This is a genomic window from Vibrio sp. WZ-1 (genome assembly GCF_052037695.1).
Classification (GTDB): Bacteria; Pseudomonadota; Gammaproteobacteria; order Enterobacterales; family Vibrionaceae; genus Vibrio.
In genome coordinates, this window is the sequence record NZ_JBQEQR010000053.1 from 53,027 (window position 1) to 69,443 (window position 16,417).

Here is a 16,417-nt window from a genome sequence, read left to right on the forward strand (position 1 = left end):
TCCCGATTAAACGCGTACGTGTTCAAAATAAACTAGCGATTATTTTGATAGGCGCGCACGGCCTTTTGCACGACGTGCGTTGATAACTTTACGACCGTTCTTAGTTGCCATGCGAGCACGGAAGCCGTGAGTACGCTTGCGCTTTAGAACTGTAGGTTGAAAAGTGCGTTTCATGATAATTACCTTTACTGATCAGTAGTTTTAGGTTCTTGTTAAACCCGGCGTGGGCAATATGCTTTCTTTATATAAAGAAGCTCTTTATATAGAGAAGAACAACCGACGCCTCTCAACAAAGAGGCGGAATTGTAATCACACTCACATAATGTGTCAATGACTCATGTGTATGAAATTCCGGCCGGGCGATTATACGTAGTGTGAGTAAAATCTCAAGGATCGATTGATCCTAATGCTTGATCTTTACTCTATTCCCACTTGGTTAAGGAATTTTTTCAATTTAGGATCTTGTGGATTGTCGAAAATATCCTGTGGAGAACCTTGTTCAACAATGTTGCCTTCGGCCATAAAGATCACTCTGTCTGCGACTTCTTTGGCAAATTGCATCTCGTGTGTGACCACCAGCATTGTCTGGTGCTGATTGGCTAACTTCTTCATTAATGAGAGAACTTCTCCTACCCACTCAGGATCCAGAGCAGAAGTTGGCTCATCAAAAAGCAACAGTTCTGGCTGTAGTGCCATTGCGCGGCCGATACCCACACGCTGTTGTTGTCCACCAGACAGTGCCGCTGGATAACTTTCGCCTTTATCGCCAAGACCAATGTCGTCGAGAATCTCTTGCGCGCGTTTCAATGCGTCTTCTTTTTTCCAACCACGCACCGTGATCAGGCCTTCTGCAATATTTTGACGCGCATTCATATGAGCAAATAGGGCGTAGTTTTGAAATACAAACCCTGTACGGCGACGTAATGCCAACACTTCTGCTTTTGTATGCTTTTGCGTATCGACAGAGATATCATCGATAGTGATTCGGCCCTCATCAGCTTGCTCTAAGAAGTTCACGGTGCGCAACAGTGTTGATTTACCGGTACCACTAGAGCCAATAATGACGATGATCTCGCCTTGCTTGATATCAAGATCGATGCCTTTCAGCACTTCAGTATCGCCAAAGCGTTTATGGATATTTTCTAATTTGATCATCGTACATACGCCTTATTCAATTTCGCTTCTGCCCAGATTTGTACTCGAGTCAAAATTACCACCACACCCCAATAAATCAGTGCAACAGCAAGGAAAGCTTCAAAGAAACGGAAGCTAGAAGAGGCCTCCATCTGCGCTTTGGCCATGATTTCTGCCACACCCAGCGTGAAGGCGAGGGAGGTCGACTTAATCATGTCGATAAAGTAGTTCATCAGTGAAGGCAGCGCGACTCGGGTAGCTTGCGGTAAAATCACACGACGCATCGCTTGTGGTGTTGTCATACCTACTGACAAACTTGCTTCCATTTGGCTGCGGTCAATGCCGATGATCGCCGCACGGATACTTTCAGCCATGTAGGCCGCAAAGTGCAAGGTTAAACCAATTACCGCTGCCGAGAAGGCGTCGAGACCGACCATGATCGGGAAGATTTGTGGTAAGCCGTAGTAAAGTAAAAACAGTTGAACTAGCAGCGGGGTTCCACGAAAGAAGCTGATGTATAGTTGGCTCAACTGGTCGAGTACTGGCAGCTTAAATACGCGAATATTGGCTAAAATGATGGCTAAAATCAGTGAAAAGACCAATCCCCATGTGGCCATTTCCATGGTTGTGCCAAGATACTTGAGCAGTATTGGCAGCAGTTCCAACATGTAATTAAAATCAAATCCCATACGACTTACCTTGAGAAAAGAAAAGGTGGAATACGAAGTTCCACCTTGTCATTGAATTAAAAAGGACGCGAAGCCACACTCAGCATCCTAAAAGAAGAGAAGTGTTACTTAGTGATGTCGGCACCAAACCATTTCACTGAAATCTTCTCTACTGTTCCATCGGCGCGCATCTCAGTGAGTGCTTTGTTTACTTCTGCCTGTAGTTTGCGACCTTTTTCGTTGTCTACGAACGGCCATGCGTTTTGAATGGTTTCAAACGGTTCACCTGCAAGCTCTAGTGGCAAACCAGTTTTCTTAATCAGTTCGAGTGCAGATAGGCGATCCATGATGAAGGCATCGGCACGGCCTAGCGCGACATCGTGTTCAATACCAGTATCGTAAGTCTTGATATTGATCTTACCGTCTTTATCGTAATCACGTAGCAATTGTTCAAAGTTAGAGCCTAGGTTAACCGCAACGGTTTTTCCTGCTAGATCTTCTACTCCTTGAATACTGTCATTACCTTTACGAACGGTAATTTGCGCACCATCTACCACATAAGGGTCTGCGAAAAGGTACTTGGCTTTACGTGCGTCAGTCATAGTGATCTGGTTAGAGATGGTATCAATACGCCCCGTTTCTAGTAGGCCAAACAAACCTGAGAAGTTTGCAGTGACGTATTCGATCTTGTAATCGTTGCGCTTACCGATCTCGTCCCACATATCGACTTCAAAACCTTGTAGCTTGTCTTGTTTAACGAAGGTAAATGGGAAGTAGCGACCTGACATACCTACTTTTACTTCAGTAGTCGCTGTATCGACAGCTGCTTGAACCGTAGCGGCAGACAACGCAATGGCTGCAACGGCAACCTTAATCCAGTGTTTCATAATACATCTCCATACTTTTATGGTTGGAAATACTACTGTCAGTTAGCTCAATTAAATAAATAACCAAGTGCAATAACCTAGTCCTGAGAGTAATAAGATCGTGATTGGTATAGATAGTAGGCAATAAATCGCAATAAATGATGAAAAAACGATCGAAAATGGCTGGGGCAGCGATCAAAAAATAGTAGTGAAGGAAAATTCATTCACAGAGTTATCACCAATTGCTCGATCTGGCTAATTTTGCCCAAATGTGGATCATTATGTGGGCAATCTTGGGGCAAGATGTGTTGATCTCACTAAGTCCAGCGAAATAATTGTGAATAACTTGGATCTTATTCACTGGATCGTCGATCAATCGCTGGCGATCTTGGTTATCAACAGGTAAAATTGCCAGTCTTTTCCGATAATTCAAATACTCAGTGGGGGCACCGTGTCATCTTCGCTTTGGTTGCAATGTTTGCAGCAGCTTCAAGAAGAGCTACCAGCTACAGAATTCAGCATGTGGGTTCGTCCGTTACAAGCGGAGCTCAATGACAATACTCTCACTTTGTTCGCGCCCAACCGTTTTGTTTTGGATTGGGTCCGCGACAAGTACCTGAACAGCATCAATCGTTTACTGCAAGAATACTGCGGTAATGACATCCCTAGCTTGCGCTTTGAAGTGGGCAGCCGCCCTGTGGCAGCTCCAAAACCGGCACCGACACGTACGCCGGCGGATGTGGCAGCTGAATCTTCGGCACCAGCACAACTGCAAGCACGCAAACCTGTACACAAAACGTGGGATGACGACGCTCAAGCAATCGCGAACATCAATCACCGCTCAAATGTGAACCCAAAACATAAGTTCAATAACTTCGTTGAAGGTAAATCGAACCAACTTGGTTTGGCCGCTGCGCGTCAGGTGTCAGATAACCCTGGTGCAGCTTACAATCCACTGTTCTTATACGGTGGTACGGGTTTAGGTAAAACGCACTTGTTGCATGCCGTGGGTAATGCGATTGTGGATAACAATCCAAATGCGAAAGTGGTGTACATGCACTCTGAGCGTTTTGTACAAGACATGGTAAAAGCACTGCAAAACAACGCGATTGAAGAATTCAAACGCTACTACCGCAGTGTGGATGCGTTGCTTATCGATGATATCCAATTCTTTGCTAATAAAGAGCGTTCGCAGGAAGAATTCTTCCATACCTTCAACGCGTTGTTGGAAGGTAACCAACAGATCATCTTAACTTCTGACCGTTATCCAAAAGAGATCAGTGGTGTAGAAGATCGTCTAAAATCACGTTTTGGTTGGGGCTTAACCGTCGCGATCGAACCACCTGAGCTTGAAACGCGTGTTGCGATCTTGATGAAGAAAGCGGAAGACCACCAAATTCATCTTGCTGATGAAGTGGCGTTCTTTATTGCTAAGCGTCTCCGTTCTAACGTTCGTGAACTAGAAGGGGCGTTGAACCGCGTTATCGCTAATGCGAACTTTACTGGCCGCCCAATTACGATTGATTTTGTACGTGAAGCGCTGCGTGACTTGTTGGCTCTGCAAGAAAAACTCGTGACCATCGATAACATTCAAAAGACGGTTGCCGAATACTACAAAATTAAAGTGGCGGACCTGCTGTCTAAACGTCGCTCTCGCTCGGTAGCACGTCCTCGCCAGTTGGCAATGGCACTAGCAAAAGAGCTGACCAACCACAGCTTGCCAGAAATTGGTGATGCGTTTGGTGGTCGTGACCACACCACGGTACTGCATGCTTGTCGCAAGATTGAGCAGCTGCGTGAAGAGAGCCACGATATTAAAGAAGATTACTCTAACTTGATTCGCACCCTGTCTTCTTAATCGGGTAGAATGACAGTATTCCAAGCAAATCATTAATTGAGCTGACAGCGTAAAGAGCCAAGCATGAAATTTACTATTGAACGTAGTCATTTAATCAAACCGCTACAACAGGTTTCGGGCGCATTAGGTGGCCGACCAACCCTACCAATTTTGGGTAACCTACTGCTTAAAGTAGAAGAGAATGTGTTATCCATGACCGCGACCGATTTGGAAGTGGAATTGGTGAGCAAAGTGACTCTAGAAGGGGATTGTGAAGCGGGCAGCATTACCGTTCCTTCTCGTAAGTTTCTCGATATCTGTCGCGGCCTGCCAGATGATGCGATCATTACCTTTGTACTAGAAGGCGATCGCGTGCAAGTTCGTTCAGGCCGTAGTCGTTTCTCTTTAGCTACACTTCCTGCGAACGATTTTCCAAATATCGAAGATTGGCAGAGTGAAGTCGAAGTGTCATTGACTCAGTCTGAGCTCCGTACGCTGATCGAAAAAACCCAATTCTCAATGGCGAACCAAGACGTTCGTTACTACCTAAACGGCATGTTGTTTGAAATCGATGGTACCACGCTACGAAGTGTTGCGACCGATGGCCACCGTATGGCGGTATCTCAAACACAATTGGGTGCCGACTTTGCACAAAAGCAAATCATTGTGCCACGTAAAGGTGTGCAAGAGCTTGTGAAGCTAATGGACGTGCCAGAACAGCCTGTTGTACTGCAAATCGGTAGCTCAAATGTACGTGCAGAAGTGAACAACTTTATCTTCACTTCTAAGCTGGTTGATGGTCGTTTCCCTGATTATCGCCGCGTAATGCCGCAAAGTACCACCAAAACATTAGAAGCAAGCTGTGATGAATTACGCCAAGCGTTTTCTCGTGCTGCGATTCTTTCTAATGAAAAATTCCGTGGTGTTCGTGTAAACCTTGCTGGTAGCGAAATGCGTATTACCGCAAATAACCCAGAGCAAGAAGAAGCGGAAGAAATGCTAGACGTGAGCTTTGAAGGTGATGCTATCGAGATCGGTTTCAACGTAAGCTACGTACTTGACGTACTAAACACACTACGTTGCGAGAATGTGCGTGTATCAATGTCAGATGCCAACGCCAGTGCGTTGATTGAAAACGCAGATGATGACAGTGCCATGTACGTGGTGATGCCAATCCGTCTATAAGCCATCTGAATGCCACTTTCTCGTCTCATCATTCAGCAGTTTCGAAACATTAAAGCCTGTGATATTAACTTATCAGCAGGCTTTAACTTTCTTATTGGACCGAATGGCAGCGGCAAGACCAGTGTCCTAGAAGCAATTTATTTGCTCGGACATGGCCGCTCTTTCAAGAGCTCGTTGACTGGTCGAGTTATCCAAAATGAGTGTGATGAGCTGTTTGTTCATGGTCGTTTTTTGAACTCGGATCAATTTGAGCTACCTATTGGCATTAATAAGCAGCGTGATGGCTCAACAGAGGTTAAAATAGGCGGTCAATCTGGGCAAAAATTGGCGCAGCTTGCGCAAGTTCTGCCTTTGCAGTTGATACACCCAGAAGGGTTTGATCTCCTTACGGATGGTCCAAAGCATCGTCGTGCATTTATTGATTGGGGTGTGTTTCATACTGAGCCTGCTTTCTATGATGCATGGGGGCGCTTTAAGCGTCTCAACAAGCAACGTAATGCTCTACTCAAAACTGCCAGAAGTTACCGTGAACTCAGTTATTGGGATCAGGAAATGGCACGTTTGGCAGAAAACATCAGCCAATGGCGTGCGCATTATATTGAACAGATGAAAACCGTAGCGGAAACCATCTGTCAGACATTTTTGCCAGAATTTGAGATCCAATTAAAGTATTATCGTGGATGGGACAAAGACACACCCTATCATGAGATACTAGAGAAAAATTTCGAGCGTGATCAGTCATTGGGTTACACCTTTAGTGGGCCGAATAAGGCTGATCTGCGCATCAAAGTGAATGGAACACCTGTTGAAGATGTTCTATCACGCGGTCAATTAAAACTCATGATGTGTGCGTTGCGTGTGGCGCAGGGGCAACACCTTACTGAGATGACCGGAAAACAATGTATTTATCTAATTGACGACTTTGCGTCGGAATTAGACAGCCAACGTCGTAAGCGTCTTGCGGACTGCTTAAAAGAGACGGGCGCACAAGTATTTGTAAGCTCTATTACTGATAGCCAAATCGCCGATATGTTGGACGATACGGGCAAATTGTTTCATGTGGAACATGGCAGGATAGAGTCAAACTAAAAGAGAGAAACTCATGTCTGAAAATTACGATTCATCGAGTATTAAGGTACTAAAGGGTCTGGATGCGGTTCGTAAGCGTCCAGGTATGTACATTGGCGACACGGACGATGGCACCGGTCTTCACCACATGGTCTTTGAGGTGGTGGATAACTCAATTGATGAAGCGTTGGCAGGTCACTGTAAAGACATCGTTGTGACAATTCATGAGGACAACTCGGTTTCAGTTACGGATGATGGTCGTGGCATTCCAACAGAAATGCACCCAGAAGAAAAAGTATCAGCAGCAGAAGTTATCATGACGGTACTTCACGCTGGTGGTAAGTTCGATGATAACTCATACAAAGTATCGGGTGGTCTGCACGGCGTTGGTGTTTCGGTAGTTAACGCACTGTCTGAAAAAGTAGTATTGACTATCCACCGCGGTGGCCATATTCATACTCAAACATACCATCATGGTGAGCCTCAAGCACCACTAGCAGTCGTGGGTGATACTGACCAAACCGGTACACAAATCCGTTTTTGGCCAAGCGCTGAAACCTTCACAAATATCGAATTCCATTACGATATCCTAGCAAAACGTCTACGTGAGCTTTCTTTCCTTAACTCTGGTGTTTCTATCAAGCTGGTTGATGAGCGTGAAGCAGACAAGAGTGACCACTTCATGTTTGAGGGTGGTATTCAAGCGTTCGTTGAGCATCTAAACACTAACAAAACGCCAATCATCGAGAAAATCTTCCACTTCGACTTTGAACGTGAAGATGGCATTGCCGTAGAAGTCGCGATGCAATGGAACGATGGTTTCCAAGAGAACATCTACTGTTTCACTAACAACATTCCACAGCGCGATGGTGGTACTCACCTTGCAGGTTTCCGTGCGGCGCTAACGCGTACACTGAACAGCTTTATGGATAAAGAAGGTTTCTCTAAGAAAGCAAAAACAGCGACTTCAGGCGATGATGCGCGTGAAGGTCTAACTGCGGTTGTTTCGGTTAAAGTGCCTGATCCTAAGTTCTCAAGCCAAACTAAAGACAAATTGGTTTCATCGGAAGTGAAATCAGCAGTTGAGTCAGCAATGGGTGAAAAACTGTCTGAGTTCCTAATTGAGAACCCATCTGAAGCGAAGATGGTTTGTACTAAAATCATCGATGCAGCACGTGCTCGTGAAGCGGCGCGTAAAGCTCGTGAAATGACTCGTCGTAAAGGTGCGCTAGACCTAGCAGGTCTACCAGGCAAACTTGCAGACTGTCAGGAAAAAGATCCAGCACTCTCTGAACTATACATAGTGGAGGGTGATTCGGCAGGCGGCTCCGCAAAACAAGGCCGTAATCGTAAGAACCAAGCAATCCTACCGCTAAAAGGTAAGATTCTTAACGTAGAAAAAGCGCGTTTCGACAAGATGCTTTCTTCTCAAGAAGTAGCAACGCTGATCACGGCACTAGGTTGTGGTATCGGCCGTGACGAGTACAACCCGGACAAACTGCGTTACCACAACATCATCATCATGACCGATGCTGACGTCGATGGTTCGCACATCCGTACGCTACTGTTGACCTTCTTCTACCGTCAAATGCCAGAGCTTATCGAGCGTGGCTACGTCTACATCGCTCAGCCACCACTTTACAAAGTGAAGAAAGGCAAGCAAGAGCAGTACATCAAAGATGAAGACGCGATGAACCAATACCAAGTTGCTTTGGCTCTTGATAACGCGTCACTACACGTAAACGCAGAAGCGCCAGCATTGGCAGGTGAAGCGTTAGAGAAGCTAGTTCAGCAATACAACGCAGGTATCAAACTGGCGGATCGTATGAGCCGTCGTTACCCAAGCGCGCTAGTTCATGAGCTAATCTACACGCCGCGTCTAACGGCAGAGCAATGTCACGATGCAGCAGCAGTAGAAGCGTGGACAAAACAGCTAGTTGAACAGCTAAACGCGAAAGAAGTGGGCGCAAGCCAATACAGCTTCGAAGTTGAGCAACACGAAGAGCTAGGTCTAAACCTACCTAAGATCATCGTACGTACTCACGGTGTGACGCACAACTACGCACTGAGCATCGACCTACTAAACTCGAAAGAGTACGGCAAGCTAGCGGATCTATCTGAAGCGTTAGATGGTCTGCTAGAAGAAGGCGCTTACATCAAGCGTGGTGAGCGTACTCAACCAGTAGCAAGCTTTGCATCTGCACTTGAGTGGCTAATCAAAGAGTCACGTCGCGGTCTAAGTTTACAACGCTACAAAGGTCTAGGTGAGATGAACCCAGATCAGCTTTGGGAAACCACAATGGATCCAGAGACACGTCGCATGATGCAAGTAACCATTGAAGATGCGGTAGGCGCAGACCAATTGTTCACAACGCTAATGGGTGACCAAGTTGAGCCGCGTCGTAACTTCATCGAAGAGAACGCGCTGAAAGTAGCAAACCTAGACGTTTAGACTATTTTTCCTTTGCTGGATATGCTGATTTCGTTGTCGAAGGTGCTCACATACACTTGTATGCTGCGCGCCTTCTGCTAGAACTAAGCATATCCCCCTGCGGAAAAACGAATCTAAATTTCTTTTGATAGAATTTTAAAAGCACTGCCTTCGGGTGGTGCTTTTTTATTGAGTGAGAGAAACCAGATAAAAGAGGCGAGATACGAGAACGGCTGTGCTCTATGGTTCTAAAAATATTTTCACTGGAGCCCTTGAAAGCCCATTTTTCGACCTTATATCTAGTTATGAAGAGGGATGGCTAGCTTGCTCAACAAGAGAAGAACAGCACCTCTGGAATAGCTAAACGAGATCGCTCAGGAGAGGATACTTAGTATTAGCACACAACTTGACCCTGATTCGACATCATGTCCCCGCACCTAAAGAGTAGGTCAGAGGAATGAATCATCGGATCCCTTAGCTCGGCGTTTTCTTGCATAAATGCGCCACGTGGATGACCCTCATCTGGGCTAAGACTATTGCTTAAAAGAGGATAGATTATGCGTAATGTAGATTTCTCACCACTATACCGTAATGCAATTGGCTTCGACCGTCTGTTCAACCTGATGGAAGCAAGCTCTGCGAAGAACACTTCTGGCGGTTACCCTCCATACAACATCGAGCAAAAAGACGAGCACAACTACCGTATTACGATGGCAGTTGCAGGCTTTGCTGAAGATCAGCTCGATTTGACTCAAAACGAAAACATGTTGATCGTGAAGGGCGAGCGTAAAGCAGAAGAAGGCAAAAACTACGTCTACCAAGGCATCGCAGAACGCGATTTTGAACGTAAATTCCAACTCGCGGATTACGTAAAAGTCGTTGGTGCATCAATGGAAAATGGCCTACTTCATATCGATTTAGTTCGTGAAATTCCTGAAGCGATGCAACCGCGTAAGATCGCTATCGGTGGCAACAACCTGATTGAAAACAGCTAATCAGCTGATGACACTTCAGCTAACCACACGGTTATAGAATGAGAAAGAGCGCCATCTGGGCGCTCTTTTTAGTTTTGGGCTTTCAAAGCCGCTGCTCCAAAGAGAAAAACGGCTGAGTTAACAAGTCTATTTACCTTCGCGGTAAGCCTTTTCCACTTCTTCTGCGATAATCGCAATGCCTTTTTGCATCATCTCATCATCTTGAACGTAGTTCATACGCAAGCATTGGTGTGCATGATCCCACTCGTCCTTCTGACCAATAAAGAAGTATTCACCTGGAACAATCAATACCCCACGCGCTTTCAAGCGTTGGTACAACTCCATTGTCGTAATTGGCAGTTCATCGAACCATAACCACAAGAAGATAGCGCCTTCCGGTTTATGGATGCGGAATCGCTCATCGGTAATCGCTTCTTGTAGCAACTCAACCGCACGTTGCGACTTCTGCTTGTAGAACGGCTTAATCACCTCTGAGCTCAGTTTAAGCAGATCGCCTTTGCCAATGATGTGGTTTGCCAGCGCTGGACCAACACTGCCCGGTGCTAGGCTGATGATGCCGTTCATATTGGTTAACGCTTGAGTGATTTCTTCACTCGCAATCACAATGCCACAACGCACACCTGGCAAGCCAAGCTTGGATAGGCTCATGCATAGGATGGTGTTTTCATTCCAGAACGGTTCTACATCTTCAAAGATGATGTTTGGGAACGGTAGGCCGTAGGCATTATCAATGATCAGTGGGATGTTGTTTTCACGTGCCAGTTTATCCAGCTTACGTACTTCTTCGTCTGTCAGTACGTTACCCGTTGGGTTCGTTGGGCGAGATGCACAGATTGCTGCAACAGAATCATCGACTTTTAGCTGCTCAAAATCGACATGGTATTTAAACAGACCGTTATCTAACAGCTCGATTTCTGGGTGGTAAGAGACAAAGATATCTTCATCAATGCCCGCATCACCATAACCGATGTACTCAGGTGCGATAGGTAGCAGTACCTTCTTGTGTGAGCCGTCTGGTTGTTTACCCGCCAGTAAGTTGAACAAGTAGAAGAAGCCACTTTGGCTGCCGTTAGTTAGACTGATGTTCTTCTCAGAAATATCCCAGCCGTAAGTTTCGCGGAATAACTGAGCCAGTGCTTTAACAAACGTATCTTTGCCCTGTGGACCATCGTAGTTGGCGAGGGCGGCGACGAGCTCTCCACTGGCGAGCATCTCCTCACTGGCTTGGCGAAAGTAATCGAGCATGGCAGGAATGGCGGCTGGGTTACCTCCACCGAGCATGATGGCACCTGGTGTGCGCAGACCATCATTCAAATCGTCCATTAACTGCGTGATACCTGAATACTGATTAAATTTTTCACCAAACTTTGAGAACTGCATTTGTCGTTATACCTAATTCATTGTGATTGCTTTATGTGTCTTAGCGCCAGTCTTTGACTGGTCAATAGGATAATCCTTGACCTTACCTCAATGCGTAATTAACGCAAAGTGTGAATTAAGCCGAAAAAGAAAAAATCGGACCACAATGATTTTTGTTGTGATTAAGTAAACGTTTTCCTATGCGAAAACTGAATCCAACCTGAATGAAATCCTGCTATCTGTCAGAGCTGTGTCAGGCGCTGTGCTCTTTGTTTGCTCAAAAAGCCCTCAATTCTTACTATGCACTCCGTCATCTTTTTGACGTGTTAAAAAATTGAGGAGTCAAAATGTTTACTAACCTATTTGTAAAAACACAATTGTTCATCGAATCATTCAAAAACGACGAGCGCGGCGTAACGGCAATTGAATACGCAATTCTTGGTGTATGTATGTCAGCAATCGTATTGGCAGTATTTAACGATGCACTACGTGAAGCATTACAAGGCGCTATCGATACTATTTCAGGCAATATTGAAGCTGCTAACAAGCCGCCTGTTGCTGGCTAATACCTTGTTAGGAAAACTATGGTGGCTACTTCCCCTTGCCACCATGGCTTTAATAGCCAGTTATCAGGACATCAAATACCGAAAAATACCCAATGGAGTGGCGTTAAGTGTTGCTTTGCTGGGTGTTTTTTTTGTCTTGAATAAAGGGGAATACAGTCACGTTCTATCTTCAATGGCGATATTGGTGATGGGGGGCGTACTGTTTCAACTACGAATCCTCGCAGCGGGGGACAGCAAATTACTGGCGGCATTTGCACTGATGATTGCGCCGCAGTACTTGCCGTTGACGATTTGGTTGATTGTCACTTTGGGCGGAGTGCTCGCTCTAACGCAGTGGCTCGTTAGCCAAATCGGTAATCATCCTGCTGGGATGGAAAGAGGTGTGCCTTATGGTGTGCCCATTTGTCTCGGAAGCCTGTTTGGCATCGCTGCATCTTTATAGGTGAACCATGAATTCAAAAGTCATTCTTGTTTTGGCGGCGATCGCCATTTCAGTCGGGCTTTATGGCGTGACTCAATCACAGCCACCCGCTCCGGTTGTTCAAACACAACAGCCACAGAAAGAAGAGAAAAAATTTAAAGTCTGGACGTTAAAGCGCGACCTAAAACGAGGTGAAGCATTGCAGCGTCGAGACTTAGTGATTGAGTACTTAACCGAATCACAAGCGGCACAACACGGGATTGATGGCGATATCCAACTTGATTGGAGTAAGCGTCTTGTTGCCATTGAAGCGCTAAAGCAGGGTGATTGGGTGACAAAAGAGGTGCTGACTTCCCCAGGAGAGAGTGACTATCTCTCGACCATGGCTAAGCCGGGTTACGCACCGTTCAATATCACTGTACCGGGTGATGATGTAGTAGGGGGAACGATTGCCGTTGGTGACTTGGTCGATATCTCAGTGATTTCCACCATGGATCAAAACCTCTCAGCAGACAACACTGTGTCGGATATTGAACACTTGACCATGACACCGCTGATTGCTCAAGTTCCCGTGCTGTACATGCTCTCGAAGCAGCGCTTAGTTAGCACATTGACCGATCAGAAAACCACTGATGTCACTCTAGTTTTGCAAGTTACTAACCGTCAGTTGGCTAAGTTGTCGGTAGCAAAACGTATCGCAGAAATTACGGTACATAAATCGATTGGTGAGGAGTTTGTGGATGAATTGCATGCGAACTCAAGTGATGTGATTCGCTTTGAAGATAAAAGACAAACGACGAAAACCCAATCGATCAAAGAATATCGATTCAATTAGGAGGCAAGATGAAAACCATAACTCGATTTAGCATCTATTGCTTAATGCTTGTTTCCGCAGCTTTACAGGCTCAGGGCATCACTACGCTTTCTGCTGGTGGCGCGAGAACATTATCGTTTAAAGCTGAAGTGGACTCGGTGTTCGTTTCTAACCAAAAAGTGGCGGACTACCAAGTTATTGATGCTCATAAGGTGGTGTTACTGGGCAAATCAGAGGGAGAAGCATCATTCATCGTGTTTGATCGCGATGGTTCAGAGCTTATTAACCAAACCCTGATTGTCAGTAAAAGTTACCGCAATATTGAGCAGCAGATTCAAGTGCAGTACCCATACTCTGATGTTCAAGTTAACGGTATTGGTAGCAACGTTGTACTGAGTGGCAGTGCATCTTCTGACAATGAACGCGACAACATCTACACCTTAGTGGGGGAGTTGCTGGGCAAGTCTCCTAGAAATCATGACTTTGAAATGCCTGAACTTGATAGTTCGACGGGTGATCTTCAGGTGGACTTTATGTCTCGCCCGACCTATCAAGGCGTGGTGAACAACATCGAAGTGACTGCGACGAAGCAAGTCAACGTCAAACTGACCATTGCAGAAGTCTCTCACAGTTTTATTCAAGACTTTGGTATCAAGATGGGCTCTGGTGGTGATGTGGGCATCTTTGTCGATCAGTTAACCAGTTTTAGTGCTGATGACATTGTTTCCGTAATTTCAGCAGTCGGGTCCGATAAGGTAGGCCAAGTGCTGGCAGAGCCAAACCTGTCGGTGATTTCAGGCGAGCAAGCAAGTTTCTTAGTTGGTGGTGAAATGCCTGTTGTGACAGTGGTCGATGGTGCTAGCGATGTTGATTACAAAGAATTCGGCGTGCGTTTAGACCTGATGGCTAAAGTGTTGCGTGATGACAAAATCAAATTGGCATTGTCCCCCGAGGTGAGCTCTTTAGATAACACTTACACCAGTGAAGTATTTGATTTGCCGGCTTTCAAAACTCGCCGAGCACAAACCACGGTTGAATTAGGTGATGGTCAAAGCTTTGTTCTGGGTGGCCTGCTTAATAGTGAAGAGCGCGAGTCGCTGACACGAATTCCTTTTATTGGTGACATTCCTGTTTTGGGGGCGCTGTTTCGCCACACAGGAACAGAACGCAACAAAACTGAGCTGATTATTGTGGCAACCGTCAACTTGGTGAAACCAGTGAAAGCCAATCAGATTCAGCTACCAACCATGGAAAAAACCGGGACGCTACGACGTTTCTTCGCGCTTGATGGCAGCTATGACAAAGCTCAAGACCAATGGGCTGGTGAAGTTCTTAATGCGGGAGGTTTCCGTCAATGAAAAACTGGATGTTAACTCTACTGGCTATCGCGTTACTGTCTGGTTGCGCTGATCATATTGTTGAACCTCGCGGGACCAGTATCGCGCTCAAACCAACAGAATTTAGCTTTGCGGTGCAAAGCCAGGATGAAGTCTATGCCATGAATAAACTTACTCAGTTTGTTCGCAAGTACCCGAATCAAACGGGCAGTAAATGGCAGATCACTAGCTATAACGCACAAGGTAAGAAGCTGGCACAGCAATACCGTAATACGTTGATTAAGCAAGGTATTACCGCCGAGCAACTGGTAGTCGAATACCGTACTGAGCCTCACCGTTTTGATGTGCAAGTATCGGTGATCCAGCTTCAGGCTCAACTTGAAATATGTCACCAAGAAGTTATCGGTGATTACGGCTTGGGTCACCTAGGTTGTTATACCGATGGCAGCCGCTGGCAGTCGATGGTTAATCCGCAGAATGCACTTTGATATTGAGGAACACTCATCATGTTTGATTTAGTAGATAAGTTGAGTAAAAGCACGCCGAATCACACTCAACAAAAAGAAAATAAGTGTGCGTTCTTATATCAAACCGCTGCGTGCAAAGACTTAGTCCATAAGGCGTTTCGCTTTGAAGGTTTGGTCGAGCCGATTACGTTTAGTAACCAAGAAAAAAACTACTCAGAACTGCATGCGCATTCAAGTGTTGATGTGGTGATTGTTGAGCTAAATAAAAGCCAAAGCGTGGTTGAAGACGCAAAAAACATTGCTCATCAACTGCCTACCCATGTGTCAGTTATTGTGGTTGGCTGCGAAGATGCGATCTCAACCATTCGTGCGTTGAAGCAGCTTGGTTTCTATTACCTATTTTGGCCTGCAACCGACAAAGAAATCATGGAATTTTACCATGGTGTACGTCGGAACCGTCAGCAGCAAAGTGGTGTAGCTTCGAATCGAAAAGCAAAACAAGTGGCTTTTCTTGGCGTTAAAGGCGGTGTTGGAACATCTCTGATTGCCAGTGAAGTAGCGCGCTCATTGGGGCGTCATCATAAAACGCCTACCTTGTTGGTTGATCACACCTATACCGGCAGCAATATCGATGTGCTTTTAGGTTTGCAGAAGTTCAGTAAACGTAGTGTACGCAAAGGTACTTTGGTATCGAGCATTGATGGCGATTTTGCCACTAGCTTGGTGCAACGCCTGGAACGCAACCTTGCTATCTTAGGCTTGGAGTCAGATGCGTTTACGCGTGCTGAGCTACATGAATATACCCAAGCACTCAAAGAACAAGTGGTTAAGAACCATTCGTTCGTGATTGAAGACTATTCACATACCGTCACCACAAATGAAGAGTTCGATCGTGCGGTGGCTGAGATCGATACGTTAGTTGTGGTGTTTGATGCCACAGTGTCGTCGCTAAGAGAGTTAAACCGCGTAGTGTCTGAACTAGAAATGCGCTATCCAGAGTTGCCACTTTTAACTGTGATGAACCAATCACGTCCAGATAATGCGGCCTCAATCAGTATGTCTGATGTCAGCAAATATTTCGGTCGCAAAGCCGACTGCAAAATAGAGTTTGACCACAAAGCGAACCATTACCTACTTCAAGGTCAGCAACTGATTGATACTAAATCAGAAATGCAACAAGGTTTGAGTGACTTAGTTGCACTGCTGGTGGGTGATAAGCCGCAAAAAAAACGTTCTTGGGTACAAGAACTGTTTAATCGCTAAGGGGTA

General features: G+C 45.6%; 16 protein-coding genes. 11 read left to right on the forward strand and 5 right to left on the reverse strand.

Annotated features, from left to right (window positions below; all coding sequences use genetic code 11):
- Positions 1 to 39 precede the first annotated feature (39 nt).
- From rpmH to ACTS60_RS04325, 4 genes are all read right to left on the reverse strand, one after another.
- Positions 40 to 174, reverse strand: coding sequence for a 50S ribosomal protein L34 (gene rpmH, locus ACTS60_RS04310; RefSeq protein ID WP_005378825.1), 135 nt, complete (start codon positions 172 to 174; stop codon positions 40 to 42).
- A 243-nt stretch (positions 175 to 417) separates the two neighbouring features.
- Positions 418 to 1,155: an amino acid ABC transporter ATP-binding protein gene (locus tag ACTS60_RS04315; RefSeq protein ID WP_440887266.1), complete on the reverse strand. Its 738-nt coding sequence runs from the start codon at positions 1,153 to 1,155 to the stop codon at positions 418 to 420.
- Entirely contained in the window at positions 1,152 to 1,823 is a 672-nt protein-coding gene (locus ACTS60_RS04320) for an amino acid ABC transporter permease (protein WP_038870202.1), read from the reverse strand. Before ACTS60_RS04320 ends, ACTS60_RS04315 begins: the two co-directional genes overlap by 4 nt.
- A 104-nt stretch (positions 1,824 to 1,927) precedes the next feature.
- On the reverse strand, positions 1,928 to 2,689 hold the full coding sequence (locus ACTS60_RS04325) for an amino acid ABC transporter substrate-binding protein (RefSeq protein WP_440887267.1): 762 nt from the start codon (positions 2,687 to 2,689) through the stop codon (positions 1,928 to 1,930).
- Positions 2,690 to 3,119: 430 nt separating this feature from the next.
- Here ACTS60_RS04325 and dnaA point away from each other — a divergent pair, with 430 nt between their 5' ends.
- The 5 genes from dnaA to ACTS60_RS04350 all read left to right on the forward strand — a co-directional run bounded on the left by dnaA (position 3,120) and on the right by ACTS60_RS04350 (position 10,184).
- Entirely contained in the window at positions 3,120 to 4,526 is a 1,407-nt protein-coding gene (gene dnaA / locus ACTS60_RS04330; protein ID WP_440887268.1) for a chromosomal replication initiator protein DnaA, read from the forward strand.
- A 63-nt stretch (positions 4,527 to 4,589) separates the two neighbouring features.
- Positions 4,590 to 5,690: a DNA polymerase III subunit beta gene (dnaN, locus tag ACTS60_RS04335; protein ID WP_440887269.1), complete on the forward strand. Its 1,101-nt coding sequence runs from the start codon at positions 4,590 to 4,592 to the stop codon at positions 5,688 to 5,690.
- Between the two features lie 9 nt (positions 5,691 to 5,699).
- On the forward strand, positions 5,700 to 6,779 hold the full coding sequence (gene recF / locus ACTS60_RS04340) for a DNA replication/repair protein RecF (protein ID WP_440887270.1): 1,080 nt from the start codon (positions 5,700 to 5,702) through the stop codon (positions 6,777 to 6,779).
- 13 nt (positions 6,780 to 6,792) lie between these two features.
- Entirely contained in the window at positions 6,793 to 9,210 is a 2,418-nt protein-coding gene (gene gyrB, locus ACTS60_RS04345) for a DNA topoisomerase (ATP-hydrolyzing) subunit B (protein WP_440887271.1), read from the forward strand.
- 536 nt (positions 9,211 to 9,746) lie between these two features.
- Positions 9,747 to 10,184 carry an Hsp20 family protein gene (locus ACTS60_RS04350; RefSeq protein WP_005426066.1) on the forward strand — a complete coding sequence of 146 codons (438 nt, stop codon included), beginning with the start codon at positions 9,747 to 9,749 and terminating at the stop codon, positions 10,182 to 10,184.
- 126 nt (positions 10,185 to 10,310) lie between these two features.
- On the opposite strand, the gene ACTS60_RS04355 is transcribed toward ACTS60_RS04350, so the two are convergent.
- Positions 10,311 to 11,564, reverse strand: a complete 1,254-nt coding sequence (locus ACTS60_RS04355; protein WP_440887272.1) for a valine--pyruvate transaminase — start codon at positions 11,562 to 11,564, stop codon at positions 10,311 to 10,313.
- A 326-nt stretch (positions 11,565 to 11,890) separates the two neighbouring features.
- Between ACTS60_RS04355 and ACTS60_RS04360 the strand changes: the two genes are divergently transcribed.
- Genes ACTS60_RS04360 through ACTS60_RS04385 form a run of 6 tightly spaced genes read left to right on the forward strand, consistent with a single transcriptional unit; the run spans position 11,891 to position 16,411 of the window.
- On the forward strand, positions 11,891 to 12,109 hold the full coding sequence (locus ACTS60_RS04360) for a Flp family type IVb pilin (RefSeq protein WP_440887273.1): 219 nt from the start codon (positions 11,891 to 11,893) through the stop codon (positions 12,107 to 12,109).
- A gap of 4 nt (positions 12,110 to 12,113) precedes the next feature.
- Positions 12,114 to 12,551 (forward strand): A24 family peptidase, encoded by a 438-nt coding sequence (locus ACTS60_RS04365; RefSeq protein ID WP_440887274.1) that lies wholly within the window; start codon positions 12,114 to 12,116, stop codon positions 12,549 to 12,551.
- Positions 12,552 to 12,558: 7 nt separating this feature from the next.
- Entirely contained in the window at positions 12,559 to 13,365 is an 807-nt protein-coding gene (gene cpaB / locus ACTS60_RS04370) for a Flp pilus assembly protein CpaB (protein WP_440887275.1), read from the forward strand.
- An 8-nt stretch (positions 13,366 to 13,373) separates the two neighbouring features.
- Positions 13,374 to 14,702 (forward strand): type II and III secretion system protein family protein, encoded by a 1,329-nt coding sequence (locus ACTS60_RS04375; RefSeq protein WP_440887276.1) that lies wholly within the window; start codon positions 13,374 to 13,376, stop codon positions 14,700 to 14,702.
- Positions 14,699 to 15,169, forward strand: coding sequence for a hypothetical protein (locus ACTS60_RS04380; RefSeq protein WP_440887277.1), 471 nt, complete (start codon positions 14,699 to 14,701; stop codon positions 15,167 to 15,169). Before ACTS60_RS04375 ends, ACTS60_RS04380 begins: the two co-directional genes overlap by 4 nt.
- A gap of 18 nt (positions 15,170 to 15,187) precedes the next feature.
- The gene (locus ACTS60_RS04385; RefSeq protein WP_440887278.1) at positions 15,188 to 16,411 is read left to right on the forward strand and encodes an AAA family ATPase; all 1,224 of its coding nucleotides are present in this window, start codon (positions 15,188 to 15,190) and stop codon (positions 16,409 to 16,411) included.
- Positions 16,412 to 16,417: the final 6 nt, after the last annotated feature.

Excerpts from the sequence above, each read along its gene's own strand:
- rpmH (WP_005378825.1), bottom strand. The coding sequence starts at position 174 with ATGAAACGCACTTTTCAACCTACAGTTCTAAAGCGCAAGCGTACTCAC.
- ACTS60_RS04315 (WP_440887266.1), bottom strand. The coding sequence starts at position 1,155 with ATGATCAAATTAGAAAATATCCATAAACGCTTTGGCGATACTGAAGTG.
- ACTS60_RS04320 (WP_038870202.1), bottom strand. The coding sequence starts at position 1,823 with ATGGGATTTGATTTTAATTACATGTTGGAACTGCTGCCAATACTGCTC.
- ACTS60_RS04325 (WP_440887267.1), bottom strand. The coding sequence starts at position 2,689 with ATGAAACACTGGATTAAGGTTGCCGTTGCAGCCATTGCGTTGTCTGCC.
- dnaN (WP_440887269.1), top strand. The coding sequence starts at position 4,590 with ATGAAATTTACTATTGAACGTAGTCATTTAATCAAACCGCTACAACAG.
- recF (WP_440887270.1), top strand. The coding sequence starts at position 5,700 with ATGCCACTTTCTCGTCTCATCATTCAGCAGTTTCGAAACATTAAAGCC.
- gyrB (WP_440887271.1), top strand. The coding sequence starts at position 6,793 with ATGTCTGAAAATTACGATTCATCGAGTATTAAGGTACTAAAGGGTCTG.
- ACTS60_RS04350 (WP_005426066.1), top strand. The coding sequence starts at position 9,747 with ATGCGTAATGTAGATTTCTCACCACTATACCGTAATGCAATTGGCTTC.
- ACTS60_RS04355 (WP_440887272.1), bottom strand. The coding sequence starts at position 11,564 with ATGCAGTTCTCAAAGTTTGGTGAAAAATTTAATCAGTATTCAGGTATC.
- ACTS60_RS04360 (WP_440887273.1), top strand. The coding sequence starts at position 11,891 with ATGTTTACTAACCTATTTGTAAAAACACAATTGTTCATCGAATCATTC.
- cpaB (WP_440887275.1), top strand. The coding sequence starts at position 12,559 with ATGAATTCAAAAGTCATTCTTGTTTTGGCGGCGATCGCCATTTCAGTC.
- ACTS60_RS04375 (WP_440887276.1), top strand. The coding sequence starts at position 13,374 with ATGAAAACCATAACTCGATTTAGCATCTATTGCTTAATGCTTGTTTCC.
- ACTS60_RS04380 (WP_440887277.1), top strand. The coding sequence starts at position 14,699 with ATGAAAAACTGGATGTTAACTCTACTGGCTATCGCGTTACTGTCTGGT.
- ACTS60_RS04385 (WP_440887278.1), top strand. The coding sequence starts at position 15,188 with ATGTTTGATTTAGTAGATAAGTTGAGTAAAAGCACGCCGAATCACACT.